Here is a 20,596-nt window from a genome sequence, read left to right on the forward strand (position 1 = left end):
GGTAAAGCATCGAAAGTTGACGTGCGTGCTCCGCAGCACCGGTGCAGGTTCCGTCTGTCGACGTGATCCCCGAATGCCTACATGATCGCCCTGAACGCGTCAGTCGTTGTTTCAATTCGTCGAACTGACACCGGAATTCCTCATTGGATGCTACCGCCAGCTCTGGCTCGAAAACACACGACCTACAAGCCAGGCTCGTCCGTCGCCACAAGCGCCAATCGGTCGGCGCTCACTGACGCCATCCCCAAAATCAACCGCAGTCCAGCACCGCAATTGTCTTTGACAGTGTCTGTAGTGTTAGCGGCGTCTACGGCTAACTCAGCCTCCTTTTCAGGTATACCAAAGGAGGCGTCGCGTGTCGAAACCGGAACGCTCAGTGTAGGTTAACGGCCGGCAGACGGGTCTGCGGAGAGTCGCGAAACACTCTTATCCGTAGAGTGGTGGCGCCGAAATCCGATGTGTATTCCTGCATTTGTCTAGCGGTCACAACTCACAGGAGTCGGAGTACGCGTCGGATCTGGCCATCGCTGGGAGGGATACGGTTGCGCGGTTGGCTTACTCAAAGTGCCTACTGCGCGAGGCATCCTTCCCATGTATCGACTTGCGGGTGTTCGGCTATGCAGTGGGCGGGGCAGGCCAGACGCCGCGCTGGATCAACCGTTGGTGCGCCCTATCTCGTTCGATGCGCCGATCTTCGTGATTCTTGTTGGGGCTGTCGGCATGGAAATTTCGCTGTCGAATAGGTTCCTGGTAGAGCACCTGGTACTGCTCGCACGACAATTCCTTCAAGGTCGGGAAGGTGTAGGACCGTGCGCGTTGTGCGCGTAAAGAATTGATGTCGATCGGCGCTGAGATGTACGCGGTGGTCGACGCGAATGTGCGCGATAGAACCACTCCGTCGGGATTGACGATCATCGATTGCCCGCCGCAGGCGACCGGATAGTTCATCTCCGGCATGACGTGAACCTCGCCAATATTGGGCGCAACGACGTAGCAGCCATTATCGCACGCTCGGGCGCGATTGACGACTTCCCATTGACCGGTGCTGACCCACGGCTCACCCCAACTGCAGTGGTAAATGATCTCCGCCCCGTTCAGCGCGAGACCACGCGCCACCTCCGGAAATGCCCCGTCGTAGCAGACAACAGCGCCGATACGGCCAATTTCTGTGTCCGCCACTGGAAATAGTGAGTCCATCGTCCACCCGTAGATTTCACGCCACCTGTCGTAGACGTCGATGGGGGTGGTCGAGGGTTCCTTGTAGTACACCTGCAACTTCGTGTATGTGAGGACGATTTCGCCGCTTGGGTCCAGTATGAAGGCTCGATTGAAATAGTGGCCCGGAAAGTTCGGATCCCTGGTTCTCGCCTGGAACGCGATGTATGTGTTGTGTCGTCGTGCCAATTCACCGAGAGCGTCGCTTTCGGGTCCGGGAACGTCGATGGCGATATCGTCATGGTAATCGGAGGGACGCATATCCATTAGCTCATCGGTGAAACCCTGAAGAGTCCCCTCCGGAATGGTCACCAGCCGTACGGGCATCTGGCTGCCAGCTATCCAGACCGCGGCCTCCATTACGCCGCCAATCTTTTCGATGTTCCCTTTGATCTCGTCCCGATGGCGTACGAAGTTCGACGCTGGCTGCAGTGCGACTGCAATGTACGGTTCGATGCTGTTCATTTTCTCGCTTACTGTCGAGGAAAACGTGCCGAGGGGATGATGAACCTCGACGCGTGCGGATATTAATGGCGGGGGACTTGCGTACCACGTCCCCGTCGTGGTGGAAGCTACCGGCAGGAACGAGGGCGAGACTAGCCGATTTGCGCAGCTGCTATGCGTCCTGCGCCGAAAAGGAGAAGTGAGCCATTTCGTGATTGCGCGGACTGCCCTATAGAGCTGAGGTGCATCGATCTGCTGAGGTGATGCGGGCCGTTGCGTGCTGGCGGTCTGCCGGCCTTGCGCGTTTGTCATGCCTTGCAGACGCGTCATCAGGACCGCCGGACGGATGCGATCAGCTAAGACTGTGCGTAGCACATTGTTTCGGGACCTCAGCAGCGGAACCCGCGGCCTGCGTGAAGCCTTTAGAACGGGCCCATCGACCGGGTTCGTTGCCTCCGGCGAGCGCGTTGCCGACAAAGAGTCGATCTTTCGCGCCGACCAAGGCCGACTTGAAAGCGGATCTGAGCTTAGTCCCGCACTAACACAAAGAAGAGCCCGATCTCAATCAGCGGGGAGCCAACTTCCACTCATCCGTCTGAGCTGCCGCTGAGGTGATTCGGCGATCCGTTTCGTTCGGGCGGCACCTTCGCGCGGTGCTCGCGGAAGGCGCGGACTGTGGGATGGTCGTACAGGCGGTGCGGTTCAGGTGTGTCGTCGATCGCCCAGCCGCCCATGAGGTAGTGACAAACGCAGCGCAGTCCCCCGATGCCGAGCGTGAGACGATCGAAACCGTCAAGGTGGGACCATCGGGGTGCGAGAGCTTCGTACAGCGCATCAGCAACCGGATCAAGCAGCCAGTGGGCGATCTTGCCCCCTGCAAGGATTCGCTGACATGCCCGCTCGAAGTCGATCACATAGGCCAAGGCTGTTGAAGCGCTACCGTGGTCCATCAGGCGACTTCGGCCGGGTATGAAGTGTGGTCGGTTCAGATCGAGGATCGCCCGTGTTGCTGTGGTGAAATGGCCGAAGTGAAAGTCGGGAAAGATTCCGTAGCGAGCGTCCGATTGGAGGCCTACCATGAAGACGACACCTTCGCCTGGGATATCGACTGCGAGGTTGCCTGTTCCGACCGTTGGAGCCGGATAACGGAGCAGGAACTGAATACCCTCGCGTTCCAACTCTGTGACGTCACCTGTTACCACGGTATCGGCCAGACGCTGTTGGGGTGCGCCACGGCCATAAATCAGCGATTGTGCAAGTTCGTGCCCAATGATTTCTGCCCCCTGGGCAAATGGACCGATTCGACCGGTGTGATCGAGGTGGTCAATTGACCCGATCACTGACGTAATGGGTTTGCCGCCGAAAACCTCATTGATAAGTTCCCGGTACTTATCCGTCTGCGAAGGTGTGCCGAATGAGTTGACGGCGACTAGGCCGGATCTTCCTTCAACCACGAGGGTTCGATAGCTGTCCACTGCGACAGTCCACACCCGGTGGGTGAGCTGTTCGATGCTGGCGCTGTGAACCGGGAAGTCGGGTTCGGTGACGAGCTTTCGTGTATCGATTGTGCTCATGCCAGCGAACCTAATTTGTTTGAAGGGGTCGTCCGGAATGGTTCGGTTGAGTAAGGTTCGTAATCTGACAATCCCCAACTTCCTGTTTTGTAGTGGATCATGTGACGTAAAACATTGACCGCCATAAATTCATCGAAACGAAACACCCGGTATCCGAAAGGCGCGTCAAGCTTTTCGTAGGTGAACTTTCTCACTTCGGCGAAGTCGTCGACATCAACGCCCGCTTGCAATGCTTCGAGTGCGCAACCGGCAGTAGCATCCCAAAGTTCGAAGTCGGCCTCAAATTCGCGTCGTGAGAGTTGCCAAAAGTGACCGGGTGCGTAGCGGTCCCAGTCGAGACCCAGGAGTCGTCGAGTGTTAGGAATCCAATTCGTCCATGCCCAGTCGGGGACAACCGTGTACGTAGCGCCGGGGATCACAGTGTCAGCCATGTAGAGGAACTTTTGTTCGGGAAAGTACGCAGCGGTATTACCTGTCCCGTGCGTGGGTCCGGGATAAATGAGCTCAAATATTGCACCGTCGATATCCATCAGCTTTCTTTCCCCGCTCCAGACCTGGGTTGGTAGGAGTTGTCCATCAGACCCGCGTGCCTCGACGACTGCGGCGGTCAGTTCATGGGCGAGGATCTGATCGGCTTCAGGTGCAAAATCGGCGCCGAACCCGGTGTGGTCGATGTGATCGTGGGTGTAGATGATGGTATGGACACGCTTGCGCGGAAAGTGGCGTTCCAACGCTCTGCGGTACTGGCGCGCCGACCCAGGTGACCAGAAGGTATCGAAAGCGATAAGCCCTTGGTCTCCCTCTATGGCGATGGTGCGGTATATACCATCGGTAATCGTCCACAGTTGTCCGCCAACTGGATCGGTGGTCATGGCAGGTTCGTACTCATACCCAGCGAAGTCTCCACCAATATTGAGAATCCCTCGATGGCAAGAGCCGTCACGTTTGGAAGATTCGGACTCGATTGGTTCAGACATGCTGTCTCCTCCTGACTTTCAATGTTGGTAAGCGGACAGGCTCGGTGATGGCGCAGAGCATCGATCGCCGTTCGATGGCGCGCACCGGAGGTTGCCTGCCATGGTCTGGAACTTCCAGATTCGAGCAGTTGATTCAACAACAGCCGTGGCAGAAGCAGAAGTAGGGAGTTGCATCATTGTGATGCGGCCAGACGACGGAGAACCTGCTGTGCGGCCAGATGTCCTGAGCCGCCCCCAAGACCGGGCCCGGGGTGTGTCGAGGCGCCGATGTGCCACAGTCCGCCAATAGGCGTCCGGTGGTTGGCACCGGCAGGGAAGGGGCGCCACAGCATGTTCTGGTCCAATTCACCGCTGCCGGCATACGGATCTCCATTGAGCGCACAAGGATTAGCGGACACGAGATCGGTAGGTGCGATGAAGTCCGAGGCGAGAACGCTGCTGTGGAAACCTGGTGCAAACTGCTCGATTTGATCCAGCACCCGGTCGAGATACGAATCGCGGAGCGCGGGATTGATCCAGCCGCCGTCAACGGCGATGACCTCCGCGCTGTCACCCGTCGGCGCGTAGGGCACTTCCTGAAGCTGCACCCACAACGTGGCTCTGCCCTCGGGGGCACGGCTGGGATCGAGCTGGCTTTGTTGGCCGACGACTACTGTCGGTCTGGCAGGCAGCAAGCCTGCCTCAGCCTGCGCTACGGCGATTGCCGTGCTGTTTGAACCATCGCTGAGGTGGATAAGTGGGACCTGGCGAAGTTCGGAATCCTCCCACGGCACGGGGTGCTCTAGAGCTAAATGGACTTGTGCTGCCCCTCTGCCGGGTCGATATCGCTGGGCAGCTTTACGATGAGCATCGAGTTTTGGAACCCCATCAAGGAGCGTTCCGTACAGGGCCTGCGGGCCCACGCTTGCTAGCACCGCATCGGCGGCGACTGGCCCTGAGGATGTGGCTACACCTCGAACGCGGTTACCCCTCAAAAGAATTCGCTCTGCCTGGGTGCCCGTGCGGAAGTCGACCCCATAATCGTCAAACAAACTCTCGAAGGCTTCGATGAATCGTCCTGCTCCGCCGAGGACTGTCGGCACGCCGAACTGGTGCAACGTCGCGGCGAGCATCGGAATCATCAATCCACCGGTAGCATGATCCGGACCAAGCCCAGCGTGCAACAACCAAGGCGACCACATTGCGTCAATTTCCCAACCATCGAAATTACGCCGTAGGAAGCCGCGGCCGCTCGAGAGCGCATCACGAGCTAGTCCCTCGGCACCGCGGATGCCTAGCGCCTGAAATGCCTTCCACCCCAATGCGGCTAGTGTGCGGCCTGATCGAAGCTCCCTTCCCATGGCGTCGACAGTTACGCTGGAGCGCCGGCCGAACTCGTCCAGCATTTCGAGATAGGCGCAGCGGTCACGTTCGCTGTCTAGGCGCGCAGCCGTCTCAAAGGGATCCCTGTACGCCACGGCGGTCTGTCGCTGACCCCTAATGTCGGCAACACTCGCCGTGACTGCAGATTGGGCGTTGACATACTCGAGACCACAGGCACGTAGTTTCTCGGCTAGGACACCGTACGCCGGGCTACATACGAACAATGTATGCCAAGAAGAGTAGACGTCGTGAATAAACCCGGGGAGCGTTCGCTCCTGCGCCGCAATGAATCCACCGATACGTTCGGCGCGTTCCAGCAGAACTACCTCGCACCCATGGTCTGCTAGTTCAGCGGCGGCCACCAATCCGTTGATGCCGCTACCGATGATGACGATCTTCTTCGGCGTACGAGCTCGGCGCGGCACGAACGGAACTCTCCGACGAGTCGACGCTGCGGTCTTCATTGACCGCTCAGCAGTGTTGTCGACCATCTGGAACTCCTCGCCCGCGAGCCAGAGGGCTGGTGTGACATGGAGCCACGGTTTAAGCAATGAGCCCTCGAATTGGGCCAAACCATATGAAGACCTCTAATGACCGGCTATGCCGACGACGCTCTACTTGTGCGGATCGCGCATCTGACAATTCAGTAGGACCCCGGTACCCGCCGGCGATGTGTGCCACGATGGATCGGGAGATGGTCTGCGATACAGGCGGTATCGGTCGGCCGCAGCCACATTCGAAGCGTCCAGCGGACTGTCGATCCCATCTCAATCGGCGAGGTTATTCCGATCTGACGCGATCTGCACAGGTGGCGCGCCGGCAGGATAGCTGGGTGAGTTGAAAACCCTTAAAGTCGCTCGACAGTCCGGATCTACCCCCGACAGGCTGCATGAAAGTCGCTGGATTGCTCACCGCAGCTTCCGCCAGAAGTGACGGTGCGGCACCCCGGGCTAGTTGCTATGCGACCAAATAGGCGTGCACCTATCTATGTGATGCCGCCTTGAGGCTAAAAGGAGAAACCGAACCGAATGATGGAACCGTACATTCCGGTGCAACCTATACCTAAGGGTTGGGCAAATCAGTGGCGCGGCACGACATCGGATGGTCCTGCGAGCCTGTCGAGCGCTTGGCAAGGGGACCGGAACACGATGAGAGGAAGATTGGCCGACCGAGGGACACGATGAGTGACCGACTCGCAGCTAAGGCTGCACTCGTAACTGGCGGGGCCACCCTGCTTGGGCAAGGCGTGGTTCGCGCACTGCACGACCACGGAGCTGCCGTAACAGTCCTCGACATCGATGAAGCTGGTGGAGGCCAGATCGCTGCGGATCTAGGCGCACGTGTGCGGTTCGAAACAGCCGACATCACCAACGATGTCGAGCTGGACAGCGCAGTGGCTGCAGCGGTGAACGCTTTCGGCGGGCTCGATATCGTTGTAAATTTGGCCTGTTCATACGACGACGCCGGATTCGGTTCCAGTAGGACGCAATGGCTTGGCACGCTTGATGTCAACGTCGTGTCGGCGGTGCGTGTAGTCCAAGCTGCACATCCGCACCTCGTCTCACGAGGCGGCGGATCGATTGTGAACTTCGGGTCCATTTCAGCGCGGGTGGCGCAGACCGGCCGGTGGCTTTACCCGGTCAGCAAGGCCGCGATCGTGCAGCTCACCAGGAGCATGGCGATGGACCTCGCCTCTGACAACATCAGGGTCAATTCGATCAGCCCTGGATGGATCTGGTCCAAAGCAATGGTCGACGCCACCGCCAACGATCGAGCTAAGACCGATCGAGTGGCTGCGCCGTTTCACCTTCTCGGGCGTGTCGGAGACGCGGCCGAGGTGGGCGAGGTCGTCGTGTTCCTCTGCTCTTCCGCTGCGTCCTTCGTTACCGGCGCCGACTGGGCAGTTGACGGTGGCTACAGCGCCATGGGCCCGGAGCAAGCAGTTCCATCGATCCCGAAACTCACCGAATAGACAAGGAATTTGTTGATGCGAAAAATTACGATCGTCGGGGCCGGCCAGTCGGGTTTGCAGCTGGGAATCGGTCTAGTCGACAACGGCTACGACGTGACCATCGTTAGTAACCGTGCTCCGTCGGACATTGCGTCGGGCAGAGTCTTGTCTAGCCAGTGCATGTTGGGCACCGCGCTTGCCCGCGAGCGACGTTTGGGCCTGAACCTATGGGACGAAGAGTGTCCGGCGATCGATGGCATAAGCATGAACGTGGCCGGGGAGCCAGGTGAAGGCAGGGCGGTCTCGTGGAGTTCGCGTCTCGACCTCCCCGGCCAATCGGTCGACCAGCGCGTCAAGATACCGGCGTGGATGTCGATCTTCGAAAGTCGAGGCGGAAAGCTCGTATACGAAGAAGCTGGCACTAAAGAACTCGAGGTGTATACGAAGCAGGCCGACCTGGTGATTGTCGCCGCCGGTAAGGGAGAGGTGGCCAAGCTCTTCCCTCGTGACACAACGCGATCGACTTACGACACGCCGCAGCGAGCGCTGGCGCTAACTTACGTCACTGGGATGGCGCCGCGTGATGGATTCTCGGCTGTGGAGTATCACATAATCCCCGGGGCGGGTGAATACTTCACCTTTCCAGCTCTGACCACCACCGGCCCCTGCGACATCATTGTGATGGAAGGCATTCCGCGCGGCCCGATGGACTGTTGGTCGGACATCACCTCGCCGCAGATGCACCTAGAACGCACCCTCCAGGTAGTCAAGACCCACGTCCCATGGGAGGCCGAACGCTGTACAGATGTGGAACTCACCGATGACAACGGAATTCTTGCAGGCCGGTTTCCACCGACTGTCCGCAAGCCCGTCGCTACGCTGCCCTCCGGCGCACACGTTCTCGGGATGGCCGATGTCGTCGTGCTCAATGATCCACTCACCGGACAAGGCTCGAGCAACGCTAGTCGTTGTGCGACAACTTACTTGAATGCAATCCTTGATCATGGCGAGGCTAGCTTCGACACCCAGTTCATGATTGACACCTTCGAGCGATACTGGAACTACGCGCGTTACGCCACCGGGTTCACAAACCTCCTGCTTGCACCTCCCCGCGAGCACGTATTGCGGGTACTCGCTGCGGGCCACGACGACCGACGTATCCCATACCGCTTCTGCAACGGCCTTGACGACCTACGCGACTTCTACCTGTGGTTTATGGACCCCGACGTAGCCAACGCGTTCGTGGACGAGGCGTCGACTCCCTAGGTCTCGCGCGAAGGAGCTTGTACTATGCGAAATTTCGCAGTCGTAGGCGCTGGCGAAGCGGGGCTGCAGCTAGCAGTGGGCCTACTCGAGGCTGGGCACAACGTCACCATTGTCAGTGAACGCTCCAGTGAGGAAATCCTGCGCGGGAACGTCCTTTCCAGTCAGTGCGTATTCGACAGCGCCGTTCAGAATGAGCGAAAACTCGGCCTCAATTTCTGGGACGAGCTGAGTCCCGCGATCAACGAAGTTGCCGCCCGTTTCACCGATTCGGACCACAACGCCAGCTTCACCGCACCTCTCAACGCACCAGCTCATTCGGTTGATCAGCGGCTCAAATGCGCGGAATGGCTCGAACATTTCCAAAAGACGAGTGGTGAGCTGATCATCCGGCACGCAGACACTAGATTCACAGAGGACCTCGCCCGAGACCACGACCTGGTTATCGTTGCGACGGGCAAGGGGAATCTGGGCCGCCTCTTCTCTCGAGACGCCACCAAGTCCTCATTTGATCGGCCACAGCGTGCCCTGGCGCTGACCTACGTTCGTGGGCCCAAAGCAACTCAGGAAAAGCGCGTAATGAGCTTCAGCTCATATCGTGGTGTCGGCGAACTAATCGTGGTTCCCGCACTAACCATGTCCGGCCCGTGCGAGATCATGGTGTTTGAAGGCATCCCCGGCGGCCCAATGGATTGCTGGGACCAGATCACCTCACCGAAGGAGCATCTGAGACATTCGCTCGAACTCGTAGAGCAACTCTTTCCTGCTGAACGTGCCCGCTTCGATGGGGCAGAGTTGGTCGATGACGGCGGCGTGCTACGCACCAGGTTGACACCAACCGTGCGTCATCCGGTGGCGACACTGGATTCGGGCACCCCCGTCCTAGGAATCGGTGACGCTGTATTGCTCAACGACCCAGTGAGTGCGCAGGGATCGAACAATGCCGCCCACGCTGCACGGGTCTATCTCGACAGCATCATGCGTCACGGTGACGATCCGTTCGACCGCGCCTGGATGGAGAGCACCTTCCTGAGCTTCTGGCGGGGGTGGGGACAGTGGTCGGTGTCCTGGACCAACGCGATGCTGCGTCCTCGGCAACCACATCATCTCGGCCTACTCTCCGCAGCCCAGACAGCACCAGAACTCGCTCGGGCGATCGTCAACGCTTTCGATGATCCACGCACCGTGCATAACTGGTGGTTCGACCCGGTCGATGCCGAGCGGTTCATCGACGAGATGCGACAAGCAGAGTTGAATCGCTTCAGCCCCCGGCAATATCGACAGGCCCTCGGACAGTACGCCACCGGCGTCGCAGTGATCACCACGCGTGGCGCCGATGGTGCAAAGGTCGGGATAACCGCAAACTCCTTCACCTCGGTGTCGATGGATCCACCCCTTGTCTCGTGGTGTGTGGCGAAGAGCGCGCCGAGTTTCGCGGGCTTTGCAGAGGCGTCGCATTTTGCCGTCAACGTGCTCGGAGCTGGTCAACTGCATCTGTCTCGACAGTTCTCCACTCCAGCACCCGACAAGTTCGCCGATGTAACGCTCACTGAAGGATTGGGCGGGGTACCGCTCATCGCCGACGCGGTGGCACGCTTCCAATGCCGAACAGTGCGAAACATCGACGCCGGCGACCACGCCATTTTCATGGGTGAGGTGGAACGTTACGACGCCAACGGCGGGGAACCCCTCGTGTTTCATTCGGGCTCGTTTCACGTACCTACCCGCCATCCAGATGATGCCTAGCCGCACCGCTGTCATTACACACCCGCACAGTCGCTCTGTTGATGACGCACCGTTATCCATGCTTTCGCAGGTCACTTCTCAGCTGAAACCGATACCCATGAACCCAAACCTCGCTGGCGCTGGCAGTGCCAACCATCCCGACTTCCGGCGCGCCCTGCACTTGCCAGGCGCCACCCGCACCGGCGTGGCTCGGCACACGTGCTGCGGTTATCTCGTGAAATCCGCTGTAGGACAATACGTCAAGCGCAGCCTCGGCGCTGCTTGCCACCCCCATTCCGCCGACGCGGTCCGCGCAATGGATGAGGAGGTGACTTGAAGTCCGTGGTCATAGACGTTCACACCCACTTGGCGCCGCAGTTGTGCCCGTCTATGCTCAGCTGCTCGAACGGCGTGCATCATGACGCCGACGGGCAGCTCGTCATCGACCATCATGTGCTCGCTCACCCTGGGCTGTACGACGCTCCTCGGCTCGTACGCACCCTTGGAACTCATGACATCGACCGGGCATGGGTTTCGGCCCCGCCAGCGACCTACCGGCAGGGTATGGATGCGTCCGCAACAAAGTCATGGGTCCGCGCTCTCGATGCAGGTATGCGGGCGCGAATCGGTGACTATCCGACCTTGGGGCTCTTGTCATATCTGCCGTTAGACCAGCCAGCCGTCGCGTCGGAACTCATCGACGATCTTGCCTTCCGAACTGGCAATGTCGGCTGGACAGCCAGCGCCGGCGGTGCTTCGTTGCCGCTTGATGACGATGCGCTGTCCCCGCTGTGGGCACAGCTCGCCGCGATCGGCAAGCCCGTTCTCCTGCACCCGGGTGAGTCACCCGACGGTCGGTTGCGCGCCCACTACCTCGCGAATCTCCTTGGCAATCCAGTGGAAACCGGAGTAGCCGCAGCCCAATTGGTTCTGGGAGGGGTCCTGGTGCGCCACCCAGGGCTCAAGCTTGTGCTGGTCCACTGTGGCGGGATTGTGCCTGCTGTGGTCGGCCGCTGGGCTCGCGGTGTTGCCACCGGGCGGCCTGGTCTTGCGCCGTACGTGGCAGATCCGCGAGAAACGGTGCGGCTGTTGTGGGCTGACACGCTGGCCCACAGTCCAGCCGCTGTCGACCTTGCAGTCAGCGTGTTCGGAATCGATCGGTTGTTGTTGGGAAGCGACTATCCGTTCCCCATGGGGTTCGAGAACCCGTTCGAGTCAATCGCTCATCTCGACGCTTCATTGCGTGAACAGGTCGCTGGTAATGCCGCTGTGCTTCTACTCGAAAGGACAGATTCGTGAGCAACTATTCTGCCTGTGTTCTGATCGAGGCCGCCTCAGTAATTTTCGCTGCAGCGGGAATGACGAACGATGCTGCGCGGCAAGTAGCGGAAGCGCTTGTCGAGGCCGATGCGCGAGGGATTTGCTCGCATGGCTTGATGCTCGTGCCCATGTATGTGAACCGGCTGTGTGCCGGCTCGGTCACGACCAACACCGAGGCCGAGATCGTCGTCGATCGCGGCGCAATCGCTGTCCTCGACGCACGGCATGCGGTAGGAGTATGCACTGCCGACCAAAGTATGTCCCTCGCGATTAAGAAGGCGAAAGTATTTGGCATCGGCGCAGTGACTACGCGCCACGCGTTTCACTTCGGCGGCGGCTTCCGCTATGCCCAGCAGGCCGTCGATGCGAATTGCATTGGAATAGCATCAGCCAATACCCGTGCTCTGATGCCTGCACCCGGCGGAGCCACTGCCGTGGTGGGTAACAACCCTATTGCCGTCGGAGTGCCCGGCGATGATCCACTGATGGTCGACATGGCCCTGTCGGAGGCCGCACTTGGCAAAATTAGACTCGCCGCATCCGAAGGCCGCGATATTCCCCTGACTTGGGCCACTGATAAAGACGGCTCACCTACCACGAGCCCGACAGCGGCGCTTACCGGGTTGCTGCTGCCGATCGGCGGCCCAAAAGGTTATGGCTTGGCACTCATCGTCGACGTGTTGTGCGGAGTGTTGTCCGGCGGTGCGTTCGGGCCAGCAGTCAAAGGGCTTTACGCCAACACGGAGATTCCCAATGACTGCGCGCATTTTTTCATGGCAATCGATCCCGCGGTCTTCGGCGATCTCGACTCCTTCCGACAACGAACCCTCGCACTGACGCAACACATCCGGGCATCAACGCCCAGACCCGGCATTGATGCGGTGATGCTGCCCGGGCAGCGTGAGAGCGAAAACGCGTCACGGGCGCGGATACACGGCATATCGGTCGCACAGAGCGTCTTGACCGGACTCCGCCAAGCTGCCGAGCAGCTCGGCGTCACGCTACCGGAAGAGCTTCGACGATGAACCACGCTACGCGCATCACCATCACGACCGTCGACCACATCGTGTCGCGGGCCACGTTTCAGCGAAAGGAAGACAAGAGTGAAGACCTCGTTCGATGCCACCGGTGAGACGTTGATCGTCACAGGTGGCGCAAGCGGCATAGGAGCCGCCGCCGCTCTCGCCTTCGCCCGGGCAGGGGGCAAGGCTGTCGTATTCGATCTCCAAGAACCCGAAGACGTTGCGGGTGTGGACTACCACTACGTCGATGTCGCTGATCGTGCAGCCGTGCGCAGCGCCACCAAAGAGGTCCTTGCTCAGCATGGTCGCATCGACGGACTAATCGCCGGCGCGGCTGTTCAGCCCCGCATGCCGGTTGTGGACACCCCTGAAGACGTTTGGCGTCAAACCGTTGCGGTCAACCTCGACGGGGTCGTCTGGAGCTGTCAGGCTGTGTTGCCAACCATGCTGGCCGCTGGCCGTGGATCCATCGTGATGTTCTCCAGCGGCTTCGCCAAGTTCGGCCACGCGCAGGCTTCCGCCTACGCGGCAACCAAAGGCGCCTTGGTCCCGTATGCCAAGTCGTTGGCAGCCGAAGTTGTCGAGCGACGCGTCCGCGTGAACGTCGTATTCCCAGGCGTCATCGACACCGCCCAGTTTCGGGCCGCCAATCCCGTTGGTCCTGAACATGATCACTGGAAGCGGACCACTGGCATCGGTGAGCCTGAAGACGTCGTTGGCCCGCTGCTTTTTCTGCTCTCCGACGCGGCCACGATGACCGGGTCGGTACTCACCCGGGACTGCGTCTTTTCCAAGGAGCACGCCTGATGGTCGACCGATTATCGGTATCGAGCAGTGAGAAGCTGCCTGTCGCCATCGTCGGCGGGGGGCCCATCGGTTTGATCACCGCTTTGGGGTTGGTGCATTACGGGGTGCCAGTGATGGTTTTCGAACTGGACGACACATTATCGACGGATACGAAGGCCGGCACCGTCCTGACCCGCACCCTGGAAGTCCTCGACCGATACGATGCCCTGGAAGCAGTTCTCAACGCTAGTCTGCGCATCGACGAAATCGGTGAACTAGACCGTGCCACCGGTCAATCCACCGGAAGCGTGCTGACCACAGCGCTACGCGGCGAAACCCGATTCCCATTCGTCATCAACATTCCTCAACACGAACTTGAGCCGATTTTGGCTGCGCAACTAGACGAGTGCGCGCCGGGCACGCTGCGGATGGCGCATCGCCTCGAGAAGTTCGAACAGCATGCCGACCGCGTGACACTGCACCTGAGTACTCCCGCTGGGCCCGAGCTGCATGAGGCGAGTTGGCTGCTGGCCTGTGACGGCGGTCGGTCAACGGTGAGGGAACAACTCGGTATCGAAGTCGCCGGCCACACATTAGAGCAGCGCTACATGCTGGTCGATCTGACCTGCGACCTCGATGTGAGTAACCCCCGTGATTACCCGTATCTTGCCTATTTCGGCGACGCCGCAGAATGGATGATTCTGGTCCGGCAGCCGCATTGCTGGCGCTTCCTCTTCCCGTTGGGGCCGGACCAGCCCGAGCCGACCGCGGATCAGCTCCGCGATAAGGTCCACCGCTTCATCGGCGAGGTCGATCACCTCTCGGTACTTGGCACCAATGTCTACACCGTTCATCACAGAGTCGCCGGGCGATGGCATGACGGGCGCGTGTACCTGATGGGTGACGCAGCGCATCTGATCACCCCGATGTGGGCGCTAGGTCTCAATACTGGCGTGTTGGACGCTTCCAACCTTCCGTGGCGCATGGCATGGGTGCACCGTGGCTGGGCGGCACCATCTCTGCTGGAGGCGTACGAGACCGAGCAGTCCCCGGTGGCAATCAAGGGATCCGGCGAAATGGCCGAGGCGGCACGGGCAGTGATGGACCGGCGCTCCGATTTTGCCGTAGCCATGGGGGCTGGCGGCTGGGGAGACGCGATGACGCGCACCCTACTCGGCGTTCGCCTGGACGTTACCGGAGACGGCGACTGGTCGATGGTACGCAAGACTGCCGAACCCACTCCAATCTGCACCGGCGAGCGAGTTCCCGATTTGCAAGTCTTCGGCCCGAACGGTCCTGAATGGCTGCACCGCCTCTGCCGCGACACCTTCTTGGCCTTGCATCTCACCGATGTCCGTCGCCGGCCTTCGATTCCAAGCAGGGGACCGGCTGGATTGCGACAGGTGGTGGTCAGCCGGTGGGACGCCCCACACGATTCTGGGCTGCGCAACCGCGCCTACTTCGACCCAGGCGACACTGTGCGTGCTCGATTCGGGCTCGCCAACGATGCCGTGGTGTTGCTGCGGCCGGACGGCCATATAGCCCTGATCGAGCCCTGGACGACCGATTCGGCCGCAGTGATCGAAGCGCACTATCTCGATCTCGTTGACCTCAACCCACGCGCAAAAGGGGCGAACCCATGAAAGGCGACATCGTGTACTCCCCTGCGGGGCAACAGATTATCCTCGTCGACGTAGGTGTCACCAAACTGCTCGATAATCGCGTGGTCAGAGTTTGGGACGTTACCCTCGATGGCCATGGCCAACACCCCTGGCACCTGCACCACAACCCCTACCTAGTGCTTAGTGTAGAGGGATCGGATGGACGTATGGACTGGCTTGACGGCAGCCCACCGCGCTTCATCTCCGAATACCGGGGCGGAGCCGTCTACCGACCGACTTCGCCAGTTCACCGCCTGACCAATCTCAAAGACCAGCGTTACCGGAACCGGTTGATCGAGTTCAAGGATCTCGGTGAACGACTCACTGTCCCCCTCGACATTGGTCCGGGCGCGCGCAGCGTCGAGGGCGAGACCATCGGCCCTGAGTTATCGGACAGACGTAAGCCGGTCATCATTCATCCGCACGTGAAGGTGTGGACCGTAGACCTCGCCGCCGGACAGGAGGTGGCACTCCACCTATCCGGGTTGCCGCACGTCCTCGCGATGATCGAGGCCCCCGACCTTGTTCTCGACCCGTCGGGCGGCACCAGCTATCACGCTGGGGGTGAGGTCGCTCTGACCAATTCCTCTATCGATCCGCAAACTTGGTTCGTCGTCGAACTCACCTACCTCGACAACCTGGCCCACCTCACGAATGGACACTCTTTATGAACAGTGCCGCCTACGACGCCAACGCACCGCTCGTTTCCCCGCCACCGCGTCCGCACGGCATACAACAGCACGAGTGGGTAGAAAACCTCTCTGACGCTGCTCGCTACGGCGGCGTGGCGGCCGAATCCTCGCGTGAACAAGCTGTCGTCGATCCGCACGGTGACGCAGCGCACAGATTTCGCGAGATCCTCGTGCATACGAGTGATTTGAGCTGGGTGGAAAAGACACTTGCCGGACTGGCCCACAAGGCGCTATGGCGCAACGAGGACACCGGCGCATCGATCTCACTGGTGAAATTCGCCAAGGGTGCCGGGATCCCATCGCGTCACTCGCACGCCTCCAATCAGTTCATGTACTGCCTCGCAGGCCGGTACACCTACGTGTCGACTGGCATCACCCTCACTCGGGGAGCCTTCTACTGGAACCCGAAAGGGAGCATGCATGGGCCGACGCTTGCAGAGGAGGAGTCCGTCCTCCTCGAAATCTATGACGGGCCACACTATCCCACCCAACCTGACTGGTACTCGTCGGCCGATGACGCTCGATAGGCAATCCAAACCAACTGCTAGATAAGGAAATACATGACGATCGAAACCATAGTGGCACCAGGACTCGCAGAACCGAACGGGCATTTCGTCCACGCGTCGGTCGCTTCCGTTCCCGCAACGGCCCGACTGGTGTTCATCTCAGGCATGACCGCGCGCAATGCGGAGGGCGGCGTCACCGGTGTAGGGGATATCACGGCGCAGACCCACCAGGTTTGCCAGAACCTGAAGGCAGCTGTCGAAGCTGCGGGTGGGACGCTCGCTGACATTGCACGCGTCGATGTTTACGTGCGCAACATGGAGGATTTCGCAGCCATTCACGGGGTACGGCAACAGTACTTCACCGAACACGCGCCTGCGTCCACGATGGTCGAGGTCTCAAAATTCGTGAAAAAGGACTACCTCATTGAGATCAACGCCATCGCTGCGATCGGCGGTGCTTCGTGAGACTGGCATCGGTACGAACCGGTAGCGGACTCGGCGTCGGCGTGGTATCCGCCGACCACAGCAGCATCCGGGTTCTCAAAAGCTCAGCTGGCTCCGTCGATGACGTCGTCCGTGGTCACCTCACGCTCGCTACCGTAGCTGACCTGGCCAGTAAGCTCGAACCCGTGCCGCTGACATCGGTCGCGCTTGCGGCGCCGCTGAGTCAATTCAACCGCGACATCCTCTGCACCGGCTGGAACTATGTCGACCACTTCTATGAATCCAGCGGTAAACGCGAGGGCCAAGATCCGGCCAGAATGCCAGATCGGCCAACGTTCTTCAGCAAGGGTCCGCAGACCGTAATCGGCCCCTTCGATCCGATCGCCTACGACGACCGAATCTCTGAAAAATGGGATTACGAGGCTGAATTCGCCATCCTCATCGGCCGCGCCGGACGCTCGATCCGAGAAGAAGACGCATGGGATCACGTATTCGGCCTTCTATTGGCGAATGACGTGTCACAACGGGACCTCCAGCGAGCGCATGGCGGCCAATGGCTTAAAGGGAAAAGCATCGACCGCACCATGCCAATCGGGCCATGGATTACCACCGCTGACGAGTTGCCGGCGATAGCCGATTTGCCAATCGAGTGCGAACTCAACGGTGTCGTCGTGCAGCAAGCCACCGCGGGTCAAATGGCGTTTTCCATTGGGCGCATCATCGCCGAACTCAGCTGGGGGATGACGTTAAATGCAGGCGATCTGATTCTGACCGGTACACCCAGCGGCGTCGGTAATGCGCGAGAACCAGCTCTCTTTCTCGGCGCGGGCGACATCCTGGTCACCCGGGGCGGACCACTCGGAGCGTTACGGAACGTCGTCACCCCAACCCCGTTGCATCTCCATCATTAGCCGAAGATTACGGACCAGCTGACCTGACGTTCGTGCCATGCCGCTGTTAGGGCCACTCAGCTGGCTATCTAGATTCCTACGCGCAGTAGCGGCTTTCTAAGCGTCTGAGCTTTGACGGTTCAGCCGGGCATAGAGCGAACCCAAACATAATCGACCACGCGGCGTGGTGTCCGTGGTCATGAGAAAGTCCCCACTCCTTTACGGGTCGTGGTCTCTGTTCCGGGAGCTGAGGGCCTGGCCGCGTAGATCGCGGATTATGTCCAAAGCGTGTTCAAGGAGCCTGCGCGCCTCGTGGCAAGTTCACGAAAGCCGGCATCGAGCTGCGCCGATGCGTCGAGAGTTGTGGTGTCCGAGGGGGACTCGTCCACCTGCTACACGGGTTGAGACCTGGCGAATCGGTACCTGATCGTCGTCCGCGCTGGGGTTGACTTACCCGATGTCGAGCCGTCGGGCTAGGGGTCGAGTTGGGCGGGCGCGACTCGACACCGGCGGCTTGGGCTCCGGTGTGCAGGCGTCGGTCCCAGACGGCGACGATCAGGCCGGCGTCTCCGAGCGCCAACGCATTGGCCAGATGGACAGCGTCGGCTCCGCGTAAGGCGTGGGCTCGGGCAAGGTGGCCCGGCGTGCTGTTCGACCGCCGGGGTGAGTTCGACTGGGCGGGCGGCGGCCCAGAAGTCCTCCCAGTCACGTTCGGCGTCGGCAAGCTCGGACTCGGTTAGGTCGTGATTGCGGGCTGCTGCAGCGAGTGCGGAGCGGACTTCGGGGTAGGCCAGGCGGCTGGACAATGCGGCGTCGCAACCGTCCCAGAGCGCGGACGCCAGCGAGCTCCCTGTCTCGGTGATGAGAAGTTTGACGAAGGCGCTGGCGTCGAAGTAGACGATCGGCACCGGTCAGCGCCGCTGGCCGCTGACCCGGTCAGACACCGGCTGCTGCGGCCGGGGCCGGACCGACCCGCAGCGACGGGCCGCTGCGCGGTGGCCTTGCCAATCGCGCCTTCAGCCGTGAGACGCTCCAAGGTGCCTGCGCCGTCCAGCGCAGCGAGTCGCGCGACCGGAATCCCGCGGTCGGTGATGATGACCTCACCACCAACCCGAGCTCGATCGAGCCAATCGCTGAGGTGCGCGCGCAACTCAGTCACGGATACCTCCACACCGTGGTCTGTACGCTCACGGAACCATGATCTGTACATTCGCTATTGAGGGCGGAAACGAGTAGCCAAGGAATTGTGTCCGAGGGGGGACTTGAACCCCCACGCCCGTTAATAGGGCACTAGCACCTCAAGCTAGCGCGTCTGCCATTCCGCCACTCGGACCAGTTCTGGGCAGCTAAGGCTATCGGATCACCGATGCCGGACCCAAACCCAACCCATCCCCTCAATGGTACGAATGGTGACGTGTCCGCGCCGTCGCAAGCCGAAGCCGAAATAGTTGACATCGTCAGCACCCTAATCCGGTTCGACACCTCCAACACGGGTGAGCCGGAAACCACCAAGGGCGAGGCCGAGTGCGCCCACTGGGTGGCTGAGCAGCTGCAGGAAGTCGGCTACCAGACCGAATACATCGAGGCAGGAGCGCCGGGCCGGGGCAACCTGTTCGCCCGGCTCGAGGGCGCCGACCGTCAGCGCGGGGCCCTGATGCTGCATGGCCACCTCGACGTCGTGCCCGCCGAACCGGCCGACTGGAGCGTGCACCCGTTCTCCGGCGCGGTTGAGAACGGCTACGTGTGGGGCCGCGGCGCCGTCGACATGAAGGACATGTGCGGGATGATGATCGCCGTCGCCCGCCACTTCAAACGTTCGGGCATCGTGCCCCCGCGCGACATCGTCTTCGCGTTCGTCTCCGACGAGGAGGCCGGCGGCGACTACGGCTGCAAGTGGCTGGTCGAGCACCGGCCCGACCTCTTCGAAGGCGTGACCGAGGCCATCGGCGAGGTCGGCGGCTTCTCGCTGACGATCCCGCGCCGCGACGGCGGTGAGCGCAGGCTGTACCTGATCGAGACGGCCGAGAAGGCGATGATGTGGATGCGGCTGACCGGACGCGGCCGCGCGGGCCACGGCTCGATGATCAACGACGACAACGCCGTCACCGCCGTCGCCGAGGCGGTCGCCAAACTGGGCCGCCACCAGTTCCCGATTGTGCTGACCGACTCCGTCGAGCAGTTCCTGACGGCCGTCGCCGAGGAAACCGGCTACACCTTCGACACCAACTCACCCGACATCGAGGGGGCAATCGCCAAGCTCGGCCCGATCGCCAAGATCGTCGGCGCGACGCTGCGCGACACGGCCAACCCCACCATGCTCAACGCCGGCTACAAGGCCAACGTCATCCCCGGCTCGGCCGAGGCGGTGGTGGACTGCCGGGTGCTCCCCGGTCGGCAGGCCGCCTTCGAACGCGAGGTCGACGAGCTCATCGGCCCCGACGTCACCCGGGAGTGGATCACCGACCTGCCGTCGTATGAGACCACCTTCGACGGCGCCCTCCTCGACGCCATGAACGCCGCGGTGCTGTCCGCCGACCCCGAAGCTCGCACCGTGCCCTACATGCTTTCGGGCGGCACCGACGCAAAACACTTCGCGCGGCTGGGAATTCGATGTTTCGGGTTCTCGCCGCTGAAGCTGCCGCCGGATCTGGATTTCGCATCGTTGTTCCACGGCGTCGACGAACGGGTACCCGTCGACGCGTTGAAGTTCGGTACCCGCGTACTCGAACACTTCCTGCTGAACTGCTGATTCCAACCAAAGAAA

Annotated in this window: 16 protein-coding genes, 1 tRNA gene and 2 pseudogenes; 12 read left to right on the forward strand and 7 right to left on the reverse strand. The window is 60.8% G+C overall.

The features are described 5' to 3' along the window. Positions 1–615: 615 nt before the first annotated feature. The 4 genes from ABQE44_RS20475 to ABQE44_RS20490 all read right to left on the reverse strand — a co-directional run bounded on the left by ABQE44_RS20475 (position 616) and on the right by ABQE44_RS20490 (position 6,063). Positions 616–1,680 (reverse strand): nitrilase-related carbon-nitrogen hydrolase, encoded by a 1,065-nt coding sequence (locus tag ABQE44_RS20475; protein WP_448431650.1) that lies wholly within the window; start codon positions 1,678–1,680, stop codon positions 616–618. 566 nt (positions 1,681–2,246) lie between these two features. Then, the gene (locus ABQE44_RS20480) at positions 2,247–3,233 is read right to left on the reverse strand and encodes an MBL fold metallo-hydrolase (RefSeq protein WP_448431652.1); all 987 of its coding nucleotides are present in this window, start codon (positions 3,231–3,233) and stop codon (positions 2,247–2,249) included. After that, positions 3,230–4,210: an MBL fold metallo-hydrolase gene (locus tag ABQE44_RS20485; protein WP_448431654.1), complete on the reverse strand. Its 981-nt coding sequence runs from the start codon at positions 4,208–4,210 to the stop codon at positions 3,230–3,232. The genes ABQE44_RS20480 and ABQE44_RS20485 overlap by 4 nt, the downstream gene beginning before the upstream one ends. A gap of 173 nt (positions 4,211–4,383) precedes the next feature. Then, a complete protein-coding gene (locus tag ABQE44_RS20490; RefSeq protein WP_448431656.1) occupies positions 4,384–6,063 on the reverse strand; it encodes a phytoene desaturase family protein in 1,680 nt (559 codons plus the stop codon). A 689-nt stretch (positions 6,064–6,752) separates the two neighbouring features. Here ABQE44_RS20490 and ABQE44_RS20495 point away from each other — a divergent pair. The 11 genes from ABQE44_RS20495 (at position 6,753) to ABQE44_RS20545 (ending at position 17,853) form a co-directional block, all read left to right on the forward strand. Continuing rightward, complete coding sequence (locus tag ABQE44_RS20495) at positions 6,753–7,544, forward strand: SDR family oxidoreductase (protein ID WP_448431658.1); 792 nt, start codon at positions 6,753–6,755, stop codon at positions 7,542–7,544. A gap of 15 nt (positions 7,545–7,559) precedes the next feature. Continuing rightward, entirely contained in the window at positions 7,560–8,789 is a 1,230-nt protein-coding gene (locus ABQE44_RS20500) for a styrene monooxygenase/indole monooxygenase family protein (RefSeq protein WP_448431660.1), read from the forward strand. 24 nt (positions 8,790–8,813) lie between these two features. Continuing rightward, the gene (locus ABQE44_RS20505; RefSeq protein ID WP_448431662.1) at positions 8,814–10,532 is read left to right on the forward strand and encodes a flavin reductase; all 1,719 of its coding nucleotides are present in this window, start codon (positions 8,814–8,816) and stop codon (positions 10,530–10,532) included. 321 nt (positions 10,533–10,853) lie between these two features. Beyond that, on the forward strand, positions 10,854–11,810 hold the full coding sequence (locus ABQE44_RS20510; RefSeq protein WP_448431743.1) for an amidohydrolase family protein: 957 nt from the start codon (positions 10,854–10,856) through the stop codon (positions 11,808–11,810). Further along, on the forward strand, positions 11,807–12,856 hold the full coding sequence (locus ABQE44_RS20515) for an Ldh family oxidoreductase (protein ID WP_448431664.1): 1,050 nt from the start codon (positions 11,807–11,809) through the stop codon (positions 12,854–12,856). The genes ABQE44_RS20510 and ABQE44_RS20515 overlap by 4 nt, the downstream gene beginning before the upstream one ends. A gap of 78 nt (positions 12,857–12,934) precedes the next feature. Further along, positions 12,935–13,660, forward strand: coding sequence for an SDR family NAD(P)-dependent oxidoreductase (locus tag ABQE44_RS20520; RefSeq protein WP_448431666.1), 726 nt, complete (start codon positions 12,935–12,937; stop codon positions 13,658–13,660). Continuing rightward, positions 13,660–15,282, forward strand: coding sequence for an FAD-dependent monooxygenase (locus tag ABQE44_RS20525; protein WP_448431668.1), 1,623 nt, complete (start codon positions 13,660–13,662; stop codon positions 15,280–15,282). Before ABQE44_RS20520 ends, ABQE44_RS20525 begins: the two co-directional genes overlap by 1 nt. After that, positions 15,279–15,971, forward strand: a complete 693-nt coding sequence (locus ABQE44_RS20530; RefSeq protein ID WP_448431670.1) for a cupredoxin domain-containing protein — start codon at positions 15,279–15,281, stop codon at positions 15,969–15,971. Before ABQE44_RS20525 ends, ABQE44_RS20530 begins: the two co-directional genes overlap by 4 nt. Beyond that, positions 15,968–16,519, forward strand: a complete 552-nt coding sequence (locus ABQE44_RS20535; RefSeq protein WP_448431671.1) for a cupin domain-containing protein — start codon at positions 15,968–15,970, stop codon at positions 16,517–16,519. The genes ABQE44_RS20530 and ABQE44_RS20535 overlap by 4 nt, the downstream gene beginning before the upstream one ends. Positions 16,520–16,552: 33 nt before the next feature. Beyond that, positions 16,553–16,963, forward strand: coding sequence for a RidA family protein (locus ABQE44_RS20540; protein ID WP_448431673.1), 411 nt, complete (start codon positions 16,553–16,555; stop codon positions 16,961–16,963). Between the two features lie 164 nt (positions 16,964–17,127). Beyond that, positions 17,128–17,853 carry a fumarylacetoacetate hydrolase family protein gene (locus tag ABQE44_RS20545; RefSeq protein ID WP_448431675.1) on the forward strand — a complete coding sequence of 242 codons (726 nt, stop codon included), beginning with the start codon at positions 17,128–17,130 and terminating at the stop codon, positions 17,851–17,853. A 452-nt stretch (positions 17,854–18,305) separates the two neighbouring features. On the opposite strand, the pseudogene ABQE44_RS20550 reads toward ABQE44_RS20545, so the two are convergent. The 3 genes and pseudogenes from ABQE44_RS20550 to ABQE44_RS20560 form a co-directional block, all read right to left on the reverse strand. After that, positions 18,306–18,740, reverse strand: a pseudogene (locus ABQE44_RS20550) (type II toxin-antitoxin system VapC family toxin). 3 nt (positions 18,741–18,743) lie between these two features. After that, positions 18,744–19,042: pseudogene (locus ABQE44_RS20555) on the reverse strand (type II toxin-antitoxin system Phd/YefM family antitoxin); the annotation flags it as partial. Between the two features lie 37 nt (positions 19,043–19,079). After that, positions 19,080–19,165, reverse strand: a tRNA-Leu gene (locus tag ABQE44_RS20560). Between the two features lie 33 nt (positions 19,166–19,198). Here ABQE44_RS20560 and ABQE44_RS20565 point away from each other — a divergent pair. Next, positions 19,199–20,581, forward strand: coding sequence for a M20/M25/M40 family metallo-hydrolase (locus tag ABQE44_RS20565; protein WP_448431677.1), 1,383 nt, complete (start codon positions 19,199–19,201; stop codon positions 20,579–20,581). The last annotated feature ends 15 nt before the right edge of the window (positions 20,582–20,596 follow it).

The organism is Mycolicibacterium sp. XJ2546 (genome assembly GCF_053483195.1).

Bases quoted from the DNA above. Each gene is read 5' to 3' on its own strand.
- ABQE44_RS20475 (WP_448431650.1), bottom strand. From the start codon at position 1,680: ATGAACAGCATCGAACCGTACATTGCAGTCGCACTGCAGCCAGCGTCG.
- ABQE44_RS20480 (WP_448431652.1), bottom strand. From the start codon at position 3,233: ATGAGCACAATCGATACACGAAAGCTCGTCACCGAACCCGACTTCCCG.
- ABQE44_RS20485 (WP_448431654.1), bottom strand. From the start codon at position 4,210: ATGTCTGAACCAATCGAGTCCGAATCTTCCAAACGTGACGGCTCTTGC.
- ABQE44_RS20490 (WP_448431656.1), bottom strand. From the start codon at position 6,063: ATGGTCGACAACACTGCTGAGCGGTCAATGAAGACCGCAGCGTCGACT.
- ABQE44_RS20495 (WP_448431658.1), top strand. From the start codon at position 6,753: ATGAGTGACCGACTCGCAGCTAAGGCTGCACTCGTAACTGGCGGGGCC.
- ABQE44_RS20500 (WP_448431660.1), top strand. From the start codon at position 7,560: ATGCGAAAAATTACGATCGTCGGGGCCGGCCAGTCGGGTTTGCAGCTG.
- ABQE44_RS20505 (WP_448431662.1), top strand. From the start codon at position 8,814: ATGCGAAATTTCGCAGTCGTAGGCGCTGGCGAAGCGGGGCTGCAGCTA.
- ABQE44_RS20525 (WP_448431668.1), top strand. From the start codon at position 13,660: ATGGTCGACCGATTATCGGTATCGAGCAGTGAGAAGCTGCCTGTCGCC.
- ABQE44_RS20530 (WP_448431670.1), top strand. From the start codon at position 15,279: ATGAAAGGCGACATCGTGTACTCCCCTGCGGGGCAACAGATTATCCTC.
- ABQE44_RS20535 (WP_448431671.1), top strand. From the start codon at position 15,968: ATGAACAGTGCCGCCTACGACGCCAACGCACCGCTCGTTTCCCCGCCA.
- ABQE44_RS20540 (WP_448431673.1), top strand. From the start codon at position 16,553: ATGACGATCGAAACCATAGTGGCACCAGGACTCGCAGAACCGAACGGG.
- ABQE44_RS20565 (WP_448431677.1), top strand. From the start codon at position 19,199: ATGCCGGACCCAAACCCAACCCATCCCCTCAATGGTACGAATGGTGAC.